General features: G+C 37.3%; 16 protein-coding genes. 10 read left to right on the plus strand and 6 right to left on the minus strand.

The features are described from left to right. Positions 1-6: 6 nt before the first annotated feature. The 4 genes from IQ31_RS25270 (at position 7) to IQ31_RS25285 (ending at position 3,198) form a co-directional block, all read left to right on the plus strand. Positions 7-465 (plus strand): sterol desaturase family protein, encoded by a 459-nt coding sequence (locus IQ31_RS25270; RefSeq protein WP_145330997.1) that lies wholly within the window; start codon positions 7-9, stop codon positions 463-465. Continuing rightward, positions 462-1,163 carry a lycopene cyclase domain-containing protein gene (locus IQ31_RS25275; protein WP_145330999.1) on the plus strand — a complete coding sequence of 234 codons (702 nt, stop codon included), beginning with the start codon at positions 462-464 and terminating at the stop codon, positions 1,161-1,163. The genes IQ31_RS25270 and IQ31_RS25275 overlap by 4 nt, the downstream gene beginning before the upstream one ends. 240 nt (positions 1,164-1,403) lie before the next feature. Continuing rightward, positions 1,404-1,967, plus strand: a complete 564-nt coding sequence (locus IQ31_RS25280) for a Crp/Fnr family transcriptional regulator (protein ID WP_075993728.1) — start codon at positions 1,404-1,406, stop codon at positions 1,965-1,967. Between the two features lie 76 nt (positions 1,968-2,043). After that, a complete protein-coding gene (locus tag IQ31_RS25285; protein WP_145331001.1) occupies positions 2,044-3,198 on the plus strand; it encodes an acyltransferase in 1,155 nt (384 codons plus the stop codon). A 140-nt stretch (positions 3,199-3,338) separates the two neighbouring features. Here the strand turns inward: IQ31_RS25285 and IQ31_RS25290 are convergent, their stop codons facing one another. The 3 genes from IQ31_RS25290 to IQ31_RS25300 all read right to left on the minus strand — a co-directional run bounded on the left by IQ31_RS25290 (position 3,339) and on the right by IQ31_RS25300 (position 4,858). Next, positions 3,339-3,671: a DUF2147 domain-containing protein gene (locus IQ31_RS25290; protein ID WP_145331003.1), complete on the minus strand. Its 333-nt coding sequence runs from the start codon at positions 3,669-3,671 to the stop codon at positions 3,339-3,341. Between the two features lie 76 nt (positions 3,672-3,747). Further along, positions 3,748-4,272 (minus strand): Crp/Fnr family transcriptional regulator, encoded by a 525-nt coding sequence (locus tag IQ31_RS25295; protein WP_158638974.1) that lies wholly within the window; start codon positions 4,270-4,272, stop codon positions 3,748-3,750. A gap of 178 nt (positions 4,273-4,450) precedes the next feature. Next, on the minus strand, positions 4,451-4,858 hold the full coding sequence (locus IQ31_RS25300; RefSeq protein ID WP_075993724.1) for a DUF5367 domain-containing protein: 408 nt from the start codon (positions 4,856-4,858) through the stop codon (positions 4,451-4,453). Positions 4,859-5,250: 392 nt separating this feature from the next. On the opposite strand from IQ31_RS25300, the gene IQ31_RS25305 reads away from it, so the two are divergent. The 4 genes from IQ31_RS25305 (at position 5,251) to IQ31_RS28135 (ending at position 9,856) form a co-directional block, all read left to right on the plus strand. Continuing rightward, positions 5,251-6,282, plus strand: a complete 1,032-nt coding sequence (locus IQ31_RS25305) for a hypothetical protein (protein WP_145331007.1) — start codon at positions 5,251-5,253, stop codon at positions 6,280-6,282. A 448-nt stretch (positions 6,283-6,730) separates the two neighbouring features. After that, complete coding sequence (locus tag IQ31_RS25310) at positions 6,731-6,922, plus strand: hypothetical protein (protein ID WP_145331009.1); 192 nt, start codon at positions 6,731-6,733, stop codon at positions 6,920-6,922. Positions 6,923-7,229: 307 nt separating this feature from the next. After that, on the plus strand, positions 7,230-9,452 hold the full coding sequence (locus IQ31_RS25315) for a glycosyltransferase (RefSeq protein ID WP_145331011.1): 2,223 nt from the start codon (positions 7,230-7,232) through the stop codon (positions 9,450-9,452). Between the two features lie 281 nt (positions 9,453-9,733). After that, positions 9,734-9,856 carry a hypothetical protein gene (locus IQ31_RS28135; RefSeq protein WP_257787001.1) on the plus strand — a complete coding sequence of 41 codons (123 nt, stop codon included), beginning with the start codon at positions 9,734-9,736 and terminating at the stop codon, positions 9,854-9,856. 198 nt (positions 9,857-10,054) lie between these two features. On the opposite strand, the gene IQ31_RS25320 is transcribed toward IQ31_RS28135, so the two are convergent. Beyond that, positions 10,055-11,230: a GAF domain-containing sensor histidine kinase gene (locus tag IQ31_RS25320; protein WP_145331013.1), complete on the minus strand. Its 1,176-nt coding sequence runs from the start codon at positions 11,228-11,230 to the stop codon at positions 10,055-10,057. Between the two features lie 457 nt (positions 11,231-11,687). Here IQ31_RS25320 and IQ31_RS25325 point away from each other — a divergent pair, with 457 nt between their 5' ends. Beyond that, the gene (locus IQ31_RS25325; protein ID WP_075993718.1) at positions 11,688-12,059 is read left to right on the plus strand and encodes a response regulator; all 372 of its coding nucleotides are present in this window, start codon (positions 11,688-11,690) and stop codon (positions 12,057-12,059) included. Positions 12,060-12,335: 276 nt separating this feature from the next. Here the strand turns inward: IQ31_RS25325 and IQ31_RS25330 are convergent, their stop codons facing one another. Continuing rightward, positions 12,336-12,518, minus strand: a complete 183-nt coding sequence (locus IQ31_RS25330) for a hypothetical protein (protein WP_145331015.1) — start codon at positions 12,516-12,518, stop codon at positions 12,336-12,338. Positions 12,519-12,885: 367 nt separating this feature from the next. After that, on the minus strand, positions 12,886-13,467 hold the full coding sequence (locus tag IQ31_RS25335) for a TlpA family protein disulfide reductase (protein ID WP_145331017.1): 582 nt from the start codon (positions 13,465-13,467) through the stop codon (positions 12,886-12,888). Between the two features lie 202 nt (positions 13,468-13,669). Here IQ31_RS25335 and IQ31_RS25340 point away from each other — a divergent pair. Continuing rightward, positions 13,670-13,919: helix-turn-helix domain-containing protein (locus IQ31_RS25340; protein WP_145331019.1), on the plus strand; the 250-nt coding region annotated here is incomplete at its 3' end.

The raw sequence follows: 13,919 nt of genomic DNA on the forward strand, positions 1-13,919 counted from the left end.
AAAGCTATGAATTTTATTATTGTATTGGTCACTTTTATTGCTATGGAGGGCGCAACCTGGCTTATCCATAAGTATATTATGCACGGCTTTCTCTGGGTATTACATCGCGATCATCATGATCATAGCAATGCGGGCTTTTTGGAAAAGAATGATTACTTTTTTATCATTTTTGCCCTTCCTACCATCGCGTTGATGTATTTTGGTTCGTTAAGGGGATACAATTATCTGTTTTATATTGGATTAGGGATTATGCTTTATGGTATGGCATATTTCTTTGTACATGATATATTTATCCATCAACGCTTCAAATGGTTGAGTAAAACAAATAACCGTTACTTTTTGGCGCTTCGTCGTGCCCATAAACAACATCATAAACATTTGGGGAAAGAGGAGGGCGAATGTTTTGGCTTTTTATATGTTCCGATGAAATACTTTAAAATGTATACTAACAATGAAAAAATATGATGCCATATACTTACTCGCTTATCTTATTTTTTACGGTCATAATCTGTTTTGTCGCATCCTTCGACAAGCGGCTTCGATTCGATCGTGAGTTTGTCCCATTTTTAAAGTCAGCGGCACTTGTTGCTGTATTTTTTATCGCTTGGGATGTCTGGTTTACCAGTAAGGGAGTATGGTGGTTTGACACAAGGTACACCCTAGGCCTGGTTATAGCAGGCTTACCATTGGAAGAATGGTTATTCTTTATATTTATCCCTTTTTCCTGTATATTTACTTATTTCTGTATCGATAAATTTTTTAGATTACAATCGCTTTCCGCCTTTAATAATATCGTAGTCTTTGTGAGTGTCATTATATGTGCTGTGGTGGCACTTCGATATGCCGACAGAATTTATACGGTTGTTACCGCTACGGTGACTATCGTGACGTTAGTGCTTTTTCACTTTGCATTTCGGATTCAATGGATTACGCAGGCCTCTGTAGTCTTCACCTTGCTTATGTTGGGTTTTTTACCTGTCAATGGTATACTCACCGGAACAGGGTTGGATTCTCCGATAGTAAACTACAATCCCATGGAATTTATGGGGATCAGGGTGCTTACGATTCCGGTTGAAGATGCGGTGTACGGATACACCCAGTTTTTGTGGGTTCTTTACTTTTTTAAAAAATTTCAAAGCAGGCCTAAGAAACCCAATATATAAAGAAGAATTCAGATTCACTGTATTGTCTAAAAAAATAGCAACTTAGTCAAAAATAGCTTCAGAAAATACTAGTTCAGAGGCCGTTTTTTCTTACGACATTGCGAATTGCCTGTTGAAATAAAGCTTAGATAATTTACTCCACTTTTTTGAGCGTTATCATTTCATTAGGCAATTTTTATTCTTTTATACATTTGATTTCATTAGTTTTGTCACTCATCCAACAATTGAGAATAACATTTAATGGATCACATCATCGCAGCTATACGAGCTCATTTCGATATAAAAAAAGAGCCTTTGGAAATATTGTTAAGCAATTTAACCATGCTAAGCGTTCCTAAAAAGACAAAACTAATACAGCCAGATAGAAGCGATAAGAACATTTATTTTGTCGAAAAAGGTATTGCCCGCGCCTACACCATACGCGATGGAAAAGAGGTAACCTCCTGGTTTAGCAAGGAGGGGGATTTACTTTATTCAACAAATAGTTTTCACGGATTTGTGTCAGGGTATGAGACTGAAACAGTACAGGTTCTCGAAGATTCACTTTTATATTATATGACAATAGATCAACTGGAAATGCTTTCCCGTGATTATATCGATATTGCTAACTGGATGCGATACGTCCATCAGAAAGCTTTTGTTGAGATGGAACGTCGGTTAATCAACCGCTTATATCTTTCGGCCGAGAAAAGATATGAAGATTTTATGGTTAACCATGCAAAATTGGCCCAGCGGGTAAATTTGGGATATATAGCGTCTTTTCTTGGTATATCACATGTGACGTTATGTGCACTTCGAAAATAGCGCTATTTCTTTAACTACTTAAAAATTGTTCCGGGGTGGATTGTTTATTTTTGCATCTTAACCAACTATATTGAGTATGCAAATTTCTAATGCACATGTTGATCACCAACGAATTGCCTGGGTAGATGTATTGCGTTTTATCGCAATATTCATGGTAATCGCCATTCATTGTTCAGATCCATTCAATGTATCGGCCGAAGCAAGGTCTAATCCAGATTTTAACTATTGGGGCTCCATCTACGGGTCGGCGCTAAGGGCCTGTGTACCTATTTTTGTGATGATTACCGGATTACTGTTGCTACCTGTGAAAATGAGTATGGGTGAGTTTTATAAAAAGCGTCTTTTGCGTATTACAGTTCCGTTTTTATTGTGGTCGGTACTTTACAACCTTTTCCCTTGGATAACTGGACTATTGGGACTTCCGCCAACGATCATTTCAAATGTATTTGCTTATGCTGCCAAAGATTCATCACAGTCGTTAGCAAGCGCACTTGTTCAAATTTCTTTAATTCCAATTAAATTCAATGTTTATACCGTACCCATGTGGTATATCTATATGTTGATCGGTTTATATCTTTACATGCCTTTCTTTTCCGCATGGGTTGAAAAGTCGACCTCGGGGCAGCAGAAGGTATTTTTGGGAATTTGGTTATGTACACTGGTTTTGCCTTATGCCTATTCATTTTTCTCAAAAGAGCTATTTGGCCTTAGTGCCTGGAATACTTTTGGTACATTTTATTATTTTGCGGGTTTTAATGGGTATTTATTACTTGGATATGTATTGACTCATCACCTAAAAACCTGGTCTTTTCCCAAGACATTTTTAGTGAGTGTACCTTTATTTATAATCGGCTATACAATTACATATACCGGCTTTAAATGGATGGCTTCCAATCCGGCTGCCAGTGAAGAACAGATCGAGCTGTTCTTTTTATATTGTTCTCCTCAAGTATTCATGATGACTTTAGCCATTTTCTTGTTAGTACGTACTGTAAAGTTGACGTCGGTAAAGATGAGAAGCATTTTTTCAAATATTACAAAATGTGGCTTTGGCATCTATTTAGTACATTATTTTGTTGTAGGGCTTGGCTATTGGTTGGCCAATGTTCTTTCAATTCCAATATCACTAAAAATTCCTATGACTGCAGCCCTTGTTTTCCTAATTTCCTGGGGCTTTGTGTCTACTTTTTATACAATAATCCCGCGGGCATCAAAATGGATCTTCGGGTAAGGATAGCTACCTTGATCGCGCTATATGCCAATGATTGGGGAGCGATATTATGCATGTCTCTATTTCATTTAAAATAGCTCCAGCTATGAATACCAGTATTGGTACATCCTAAACACCGTTTGTAGGGTAATCAGCGTTGTCTATTGCTTTACCCAATAAAAAGTCTTAGAAAAAATACCTTTATGAGCCACTATTTTTAACTTTTTTCCCTGCAGGTACATTTCGCAATTGCCCTTTTGTCCAGTGTCGTGGTTTTCCACAGTCCCTTTCCACTCATTTTTTTCAAAACGAACATTATAAAGTGTTGGACGGCCTTTGGGATCGAGACCGGAAAATTTTCCGCTGTTGTAAGAGATCGTAATAATGTAGCCTTCCTCAGTTTTCCATTTTCCTGCAAAATTATCATTAGAGGATTGTGCAACACTCATGATTGTCATAAAGATGATGACAAGGGATGATAGTATTTTTTTCATATTTAATGATTTCATACTGCAAAGCAAATTATAAAAATCTGCAGTGTTTTTAAGATATCTTAAAAAATGAAATTAGTTACCTGATCGCGCGTATCACGCTTAGTGTTTGTTGAGTAATGCCCAGATAGGAAGCAATATGTCCCAGGGAGGTTCGTAGCAATATGCCAGGAAATTTGTCGAGTAGATTTTTATAGCGCTGCTCGGCAGTTTGAAATTGTAATGCAAGAGTTTTATCGGATAACATACTTATCACTTGCAACGATACTTGCAGCCGGAAGTCTTTAAAAGCGGGTATGCTATTACAGAGTTCATCTAGTTTGCTATAAGGGATAATACGCAGACTTGCTTCTTCCAATACTTGTTTGCCATAGGGGTGAGGACGGTTAAAAAAAATACTTTCAAAAGATACCAGGAAATTATTCTCGTCGAAAAAATAATGGGTGATATCTTTTCCATCTAAGTTATAAAAAGCGCGTAGTAATCCTTTTTCAATAAAATAAACATTTTGGTGATGATTATCTGGATGTGCCAGAATAATACCTTTCGCAAAAGTTTGTTTACTAAAGGCTTTGTCGATAGCTTCGCATTCGGCGTTGTTCAATTTTATGTGCCTTAGTAGATAAGATATGAGTTCCATTTATTTCAAATATAGAAAAATACAGCAGGCTGCCCATGGCTCCTTTCCATATTTATTCTAATAGTCTCCAAGTCCATCAGGAAGTAGATAGATTAATTTTACTTTTGGCAAAAAAAATGTGAAATGCAAGCCCAAGATTGTTTCAGTCCTCACCAAGTATCCTGTTTTGTCGCAGTCCTGTAACGACTGACGTTAATAATACAACGCTATAAGCCCACATGAGCCAAGAACCAAATGTTGCAGCTCGGCTTGACGGCATATTGGGAAAGATCTGTTCAAAAAATTGAATAGCGAATGTATCGAGAATCATTCCTGGCAATACCAATAGCACTCCGGCCACTATATTTTCAAAACCTGAAAGTTTAAATCTTTTGAAAGTTACGATTGAGATCAAAATCAATGTAGGAATTACTGCTAGATATAAACTGGTTAGTATGCCGGCTGAATCTGCAATAAAAAAGAATTGTCCCGCAAATCGGAAAGCCAACGTTGCCAAAAACCAAATTAAAAATCCGATAGCAAGAACTGGTAAAATAAACGTTTTTTTCATTTTTAAAATTTTGACAAAGGTACTATACGACAAACGCTACTTTTGAGATTCATCTAGAAGAAAATTCTATGTTGAGTAATAACATGATAGAAATTTTTGTAAATCTCTGGACTTGTGCAATGAGGAATTTTGATCAGCGAATGTAATGAATATCCCTTCCATTAGTTTATCAAGTTAGCTAAAGTTGATATTGGCTGACAAATATTCTTTGCAGACTTGATTAAGATTAACTAGCTGGAGATAAAGCTACAATAAATAGCTCATATTGTATATATCAATTATGAATTCTACGAATGATGACATCGGGAAATTTGATGCCATTTATCTAAGTTTTTTGGGTAAATTGGATTTTTCTGAAACCCCCGATTTTAAAAGAACAAAAATTTTTCTTTATGATGCACACAAAACATAATCTTAGCTACTTCTTAACCCTTATTTTGTTTTTTTGTATTGTGACTGTAGGAAAGGCTCAGGTGCTACCATTCTATAACGTTACACCTTTGGAGGACGATGATTATTTTACAAAAACTGTTTTTTCATTCAATCCTGCTTTTATGAAAAGCAATAAAGTAAAAAGCATTCTACTGCAGAGTGAAGAGAAGATTGGTATGAAATATATTTACAGTTTTAACACTGACGGTATGGTGGTAAGTATGACGAGCATACGATATAATAACGAAAAACCTGATACCGCTTTTTATACCAGATATTTTTATAATTTAAACGGACTCATCGATAAAAAAACAAGGATAGATTATTCCAATGGCATCGTAAAAGTGAATAGCTTCCAATACAATAAGAATAATAAAATTGATATCATCCGAACCTTCACATTGAATGCTCAGATGCCAAATAGGCCACAAAACAATGATTGGCAGGGAAAGCAATTTCCCAGAGCGGACAACATGATTTTAGAAGGCGCCTTACCTGACGAAAGCCTTTGGAAGAAAATGACAGCGAATAATGATTTTTCTTCCATGCAATATCGTTACTATACCGAAAACGAATTCGAGGCAGAAGAACGTACCGAATATTTCAATTTTAGTAAAAATAGCGGCGGTTCAGATACGTGTTATCAAAAAAAGACGTATTACTATTTGAAAGGGCATCCGGTAGTGTTGTTTCTACATAATGGCTGTGCTGTCGAGAAAACACCATCTGAATTGTATCAATTCAAAGACGGACTTTTGGTACAGCTCACTGATGCACCTTCTTCCCCTGATCCCAAAACAGAAAAGTATGTCTACGACCAAAACCGAAACCTGAAACTAATGGAAGATAGTTGGAACGGACGAAAAGTAAGTGAGCTGGGAATGAGTTATGATGAAAAAGGCTTTTTGGTCTCCATACAGCGAAAGTCGGATGCTGCCAAGGCTCATTATTTTGAAGATCGTATTCTAAAGGCAATTTATAGTTTTTACTAACTCAATAACCATTGCTTCTTTTCCATATTCCATTTTCATCGAGAATTTTTAAATAACTTTTAGGCGACTCTTCTAATTGAAAACATTGAACCAGTTGATTGATTAAGGCAGTCAGAAAGTCAAAACAAACAGAAAAGTCCTCTTTTGAGTTATAAAAGCCACCCCACTCATTTAAGCTCCAACAAAATATATCGCCCCTGTCGGTCGTAATCGAAATCACGATGTTAGGGGTATCTACGTCGTTTTTTTTGTAGTAATCATAGTTTTCTCCGCCCAACAACGATATTTCACGGGCAGGAATGTTGATTGCACTTATGTCGGAAAATAAAACCGAACCAAAACAGGCACTGGTAAATCCGTCCTTATTCAGCGTTACTATTTCTGTCGATTGTCGTTCGGAAGCCGTCTTAAATACGAGGCGGAAATTAAAGAATATTGCTGGAAGGTTTTGAGAACTTACCCAGACCTTAAGAAAGAAGCCTGGTTAATTGGACTGGAAGGGGGCGATTATATCTACAGTTTTGATGGACATTACGTTTTCATCACGGATGATATCTGGAGTTTTAATTTAATCGCGAGGAAACCAGTACTAAAGTTGCTGGTAGAAAAGATAAAAGCCTTAAAAGCATCAGGTGAATGATAGACTTCGAAGTTCAATAACCTGTAAATAATATGTCTTCATTGTTGGATGTTATAACCAACTTCTCATCGATTGTAAGGGCTGCCGATTTATTAAAAAAATAATTAGTTGAATAGCTTCAACGGGCTGTTTCCTGCTTATTAAATTTTGGCAGCGTTAAATTATCGGATATATATTACTCTTGTTACCCTCATAATAAAAATTTTCTTTCAATTTATTTTTGTATATTTATAAACCTCCCTACGTGCAGCACCTTGTCAAAGATACAAGAAGATCGTATGCAAGGACTTCACTTAAAAATCCAATAATGATTTCAGCAACAAAAAGAGGAATAGCTTTCCTATCCACTTATCCTCCACGCGCCTGCGGTATTGCAACTTACACAACAGATCTAATGAAGGCTATCGCGAGTAAATTTGAAGAGTCTTATCGACTAATTCCTATACCGATAGTAGATGGCAATACGTCTCAGGAAGATGGTCCACTAGGGAAATTAGATATAACAAACCCGCTCTCTTTCGACACTATTCTTGAAAACATTTTGTTTGATCAGGATATTAAATTGATCTGTATCGAACATGAGTTTGGCCTTTTCGTTGGTCAAGAAACTGAGTTCATAACTTTTCTCAAGGATCTTAATTCAGCACAGCTTGCTATTGTCGTGACTTTCCATACAGTGTTGCCAGCACCAGACCGCATGCTGCTCGAACATGTATATGCCATTGCTTATAATTGTTCGCAAATCATCGTGATGACACAGGGATCCGCCGATATCCTTACTAGTACTTACGAAGTTCCTACCAGTAAAATAACCGTAATTGCGCATGGTACGCATTTAGCTCCAGCGACGGATAAACACGCCATTCTTGAGCGATACAGCCTCGTGGACAAGAAAATCCTCAGTACATTTGGTTTACTTGGACCCAGTAAGAGTATAGAGACTACACTTTATGCGCTCCCCGCTATTATCGAACAAAATCCAAATGTAATGTTCCTTATTTTAGGGATGACACACCCCAATCTTTTACGATATGAAGGAGAGACGTATAGAAACAAACTTGAGACAATAATAGACCAATATAACATTTCAGATCATGTCCGTTTTGTTAATGAATTTCTCTCAACAGAAAATTTATTGTCCTATCTGTCGATCACCGATGTGTATCTTTTTACGTCAAAAGACCCTTTGCAGGCGGTTAGTGGAACATTTTCTTATGCGCTGAGCTCTGGCTGTCCCATTGTGTCGACACCAATCCCTCACGTAAAAGAGGTTTTAAAAGAAGATATGGGGACCATAATTGATTTTGAAGCTTCTGACCAGCTTGCGGCTGCGGTCAATCAAATTTTAGATGATGAACTTAAATTAAGCAAGATTCATCGTGTGAATCTTCAAAAGATGGTTAAAACCTCCTGGCAGAACGTTGCTATAGCTCATGTTTATCTTTTTGAGTTACTTATAGATAAAAAGAGGGAAATGATATACTCAGTTCCCCCCGTCAACCTGGATCATATTTTTCGGATGTCTGAAGAACGCGGATTTGTTCAATTTGCGGATATCTCTATGCCCGACCTTGCAAGCGGTTATGCGTTGGATGACAATGCAAGAGCACTTATAGCGATGTTACATCACTATAAAATATATGAATCATATGAAACCATTGCTCTGATTCAGAAATACCTGGATTTTATAGGTTATTGTATGCAAGCAGATGGTACATTTCTGAATTATGTAGACAGGAGTGGCAATTTTACAATACAAAATAAACAGGAGAATCTTGAAGATGCCAACGGCCGAGCTGTCTGGGCTTTGGGTGAAGTGGTGGGCATGGCTAATCTTTTGCCTGAAAAGATAGTAAAACTTGCAATAGAGCTTTTGGAGCGGGCATCCAAGCATGCATTAGTTTACTATTCGACAAGATCGATGGCCTTTACCATTAAGGGCCTAAGTTTTATGAAAGGCAAAAATTATAAGGCTATCATAGAAGTCCTGGCAGATCGTCTAGCAGCTATGTTTGAACATGAGAGCTCTTCAGATTGGCAATGGTATGAATCTTATATGACTTATGGCAATAGTGTTATTCCAGAAGCCATGTTGATCGCCTATGAGACAACTAGGGACAACAGATATAGAGATATCGCCTATCAATCCTTTGATTTCTTATTGAGCAGGATTATTGTCGACGAAGAGATTCATGTGATTTCCAACAAAGGCTGGGCACATCGTGGCCAGCTGAGAACTGATCCCAGGGGTGGAGAGCAGCCCATTGATGTTGCTTATACTATTATTGCACTAGATAGATTCTATAAGTTTACAAAAGATGAGCAATATAAGAAGACCATCCGAATAGTATTCGACTGGTTTTTGGGACGGAATCATATTAGACAGATTGTTTATAATCCTGTTACCGGAGGCTGTTTTGATGGACTGGAAGAGCATGCTATCAATATCAATCAAGGTGCAGAATCCACCATAAGCTATCTAATGGCAAGACTTAAAATGGAGGATCATACGCACGAACCTATGAGTTAGTTTCTTTTGAACAGTAGGTACTTAATTGTCAATTATTATTTGTATATTTAATACTATGATCTACTATTTCATATAACCCCATTTCGTAGGTCCAATATGATAAATACACTTGTTTTATCTTTAAATTCTCCACAATATATTTTCCGGAAATTTTTAGTTCAACAACTAGCTGCTAGCGTACCTCAAAGAGAGCACACGTTTTAGTTTACTTTTATTCCTCCCGATCAAGTATAAACATTGAAAAGGGAAAAGGATAATACGCACTATAAAATCCATACATCATGAGTAAAGACATTAAAAAGGAAAAAAGCACAAAAGAGAAAACGCAATCTTCTTATCAAAAAGAAAAAGATTCTGTTTCGAAAGACTTAACGGAGAATGTTTTCCGTAAAAAAAAGAAATAGGCAATTGAAAAGATAGCTTATTTGTTTGCACTTGCACAAAGGCAGATTAATTTGGAGCGGGTACAAAGGCTGGATTATTAGACCAGGCTTTTGCTCGCTTTTTTCTTTAACAAAACTGAATTTGAGTATCGTATATTATATCTTTATGATGCATAATTGTCGAGCATAAATCCTATAAAAAAATGATCAAAGCATCTATCATATTGGTATCCAAAGGGTAAAAACCACCTTTTCATCAAAGCATTTGACATGGATATCACCGCTGTGAGCCGTGATTATCTGTTTGGAAATATAAAGGCCCAATCCCAGTCCACCTTCTTTCTGGTTTTTTCTTCCAACAAAGGGCTTGAATAGGTTATTGAATATAGGCGCTGCTATCTGATGGCCATCATTTTCTATCTGGAAGATAAATCTATCACTTTCAATAGACGACTTTATAACGATTGTATTTTCTGCCAAACCATGTCGGAATGAATTTCCTATGAGATTTGAAAACACCTGTGCCATACGCTCATGATCGCATGTTACTGGATGTTTTGCTCCGAGATTTGTCTGTACTTTTCTGTGGGGTGCACTTGTTTGGATCTCACGAAGGGCCTGAAGGATCACTTTATCTAATTCGACCAGATTTTTGTTCAGATGTATTCCCGTGCCGAGTTTACTCCGGGCAAAATCAAGCATGTTATCTATTAGACCTTTCATTCTATAGGACGAATCATAAATAAGCTTGGCCGTTTGTTTATGTTTTGCATTCTCGAGTTTGTCGGCGAGATATTGCGATAAGGTAATGACAGCACTCAATGGATTTTTTAGGTCATGCCCCAGCACGGATAATAGCGTATCCCTGCGTTCAGAGTATTGTAATTCTTCACCTAACAGGGCTTGGGTATTTTTTATTTTGGCGATCGAACTCAAATGAAAACTGATCAGTTCAGCTAGAAGTTCAAATAGTGGTGCTATTCGTTCTCTATCAATTGACACGGCTTTATAATCTATCGTGCAGAGGGTTCCAAAGAACAATCCATCATTGTCAACGATCGGGAATGCGATATAACTTTTAAAACCTTTTGCATACAATTTTCTTTTCCAATCTTCATTTTCACAGTGGTCGATATCGGGGATAATAATAGGAGCATGTTTATCATGTGCCTCATCTCCTAAGGTGTAATGTAATTCGAGCTGCTGCCCCGCTGTTACTCCGACTCCGAGCGAATCCCGTACAGCACAGGCTATCCATTGATGGCCATTGTGAGAGGTCACCAGCCCTAGATCCATTCCTGTATATAGACATATGGTGTTCAATATATTCTTTACTGCAGGAATATCTTCAATCCGCATGAGCAAATGGGAGATGGCATCCTTATTTTCTTTCATATCTGTTGCTATTGGTAAAATCGAAGTCAATATCAATGACTAAAATATATCACTTTGTAAGGAATGACTATATAATTACAAATTGGAGAATAAGATGTTTGATTTTCTGTTCGAATCTTGTGTTAGCGGACTTTATGTCTAAATATAAGCAAAATTTAATCGTTTTTTAGAATCTAATTGTATCAGAGAGGGGTGGATCCCAATTGGAAATACTTATTATTCCGGTTAAAAAGACCTTGATTTTCAATACAAAAAGACGTTTTTATACGTCTTCGTTGGAATATACACGTGAAATAGAGGTGATAGCTCTGCTAATAGAACTAATACTGTTCGATGGATGTTCTAATTTAAAAGCTCTAGGGCAATAAACTTTCTAACCATGGCAACACATAAAAGTAACGCAAGTGAAAATTCTGAAAAATGTATCTCTGATCGATAGAATTTAAAAAAACTCAAGATGAAAAAGAAAATTGTGGTGTGTGATGATGATATAGAAATACTGAATGCATTTTCTATTGTATTGGAGGATCAAGATACGATAGTTATAACGGTAGCGAATAGCTTAGTTCTGATAGACGTGTTGGACAGTATAGATGCTGATATACTTTTTTTGGATATTCATATGTCTGCACGTAACGGAGACCAAGTACTGCGAGACCTCAGGAGTTCATCTAAACATGATAAGCTGCCCGTAATTATGATTTCAGGTCATATCGATGGACGGAGTATTTCAGTGGAATGTGGAGCCGACGGATTTTTAGCTAAACCTTTTGATCTTATCGACTTGGAAAACTATATACGGAGATTTGTTTATGAAAGTGAATCTTAATATCAAATACTACGCACGACCATAAGGAAGAAACATGTTTTTTGAAATTTCCAATATTTTTGAAGAATATCATTGTCAATTCACTTGGTTCAATGTTTTTTTAAAACAGTGATAGCCGAATTTTTTAACTAAAAAAGGTAATACATTTTTCCTCTTAATAATTTGTATCAATAACGTCGCATACGCACAAAAAAAAGAATATTTTTACGAACCGGATCGCTAAAGAGGAAGGCAATAAAATGAAAAAGCAGCTATTAAGCTGCTTCTCTGCGGTTCTTAAAGGTAGATGGTTTCGCCACCGGTGCTGGTGTCCGAATTATCGGATCGGCCGCCACCACCGCCACCGCCACCACCGCCACCACCGCCACCTGATCCAGCAGCGATGCCTGATTCCATTTCAATGACGGTAAAGCGTAATGAAGGAGCTTCGTACTCCTTTTTCATGTGCTCTGTTTTCATCTGCATTTAATTTTAGTAATCAATTGATATTCTCTTTATGTCAGAAGACTTTTAAAGATAGCTGTCCGGCGACTGGTAGAGGTTATGAAAATTATTGTATAATGCTATCAAAAGCATAATCCAAAAAAGCAAAAGCCTCCCAGAAGGAGGCCTTTGAAGGTTGTACTACAGTGAAATAATAATTATATAAATGAAATAGAAGAGACGATTTAATCAAGGAAGCATTGCTTTAAAGGACAAAAATGCGTCCGAATGATGTAATTAACTCATGGTAAAAGCTTGATGAATAAGCCTAAGCTAAAATGGCTAGCATATTCTTGCTGTGTATTATAAGTACTATCGTTAAATCGTAGGAAAATCATCTCTATTACCCTTTTTTAGCCAGGTCAATCTTAACTGAGATCTCATTGACGATTTTTTCGATGTCTGCGTCACTGCCCGCTGACTGAAAGCGGATAAATCCTTCTTTGTCAATCACCACTTTGTTTGGTATGCCTTTTACACCATAAGCCGAAACAACTGATTTTTTCTGGTCTTTCATTTCATCAAACAATACGTGGAAACTGTATTTATTTTCGGCGATAAATTGTGCAACCAAGTCCTTGTAATTGATTTCTTTCTGCCAGGTATTGACAAATAGAAATGTAACTTCATCATCATTCGCGTATTTGTTAACAGCAGCCTGCATGCCGGGGAAGGATATTTTACAGGGACCGCACCAGGTCGCCCAGAAATCCAGCACGACGACTTTGCCTTTTAGGCTAGCCAAAGAGACTTCCTTGCCATTATTGTCCATCAAAGAAAACTGTGGCGCCTCATTTTTGATCATTTCGGATTTGAGCTTCGTAATCAGCGCTGATTTGATCCGACCATCGAGCTGGCCGATATATTGGGTTGTATCCGAAAGATTGCCGTTTAGCTGACTGTACAAAGGTAATAGTGCGTTCATGAGCCGTGTTGTTTTTCCGTTTTGGACAACTTCATTTTCTAATAGGCTAAAGGCATCCAAATGCCTTCCTTTGATGTTCAGCGCTTTTGCATATAATATATGTTAATTCGCATATAAATACCCCCAGCAATTCGCATTAAAATGCCACCACCTTAAACAATTAAGGTTTTACTTGTTGAGAGTATAATAAACTCTCAGCGTTATGTATAAAGTGGCTATGTACAATACGATAAAAACACTTTTGGAACACGGCAAATCTTTGCGGGAGATCTCAAGGGAACTTGGGATGTGCCGCAAGACCGTTTCGCGTATCCAAAAAGCGCTGCTGAATGGAGATTCAGCTCCGAGGCAGCAGTCCCGTTCCAGTGGTCTTGAGGTATTTCATGAACAGATCGAGCATTATCTGGCCAGTGGACTTTCGGCACTGCTGATCCACCAGAAATTGATCCAGC

The organism is Sphingobacterium siyangense (assembly GCF_007830445.1).
Taxonomy (GTDB): Bacteria; Bacteroidota; Bacteroidia; order Sphingobacteriales; family Sphingobacteriaceae; genus Sphingobacterium; species Sphingobacterium siyangense.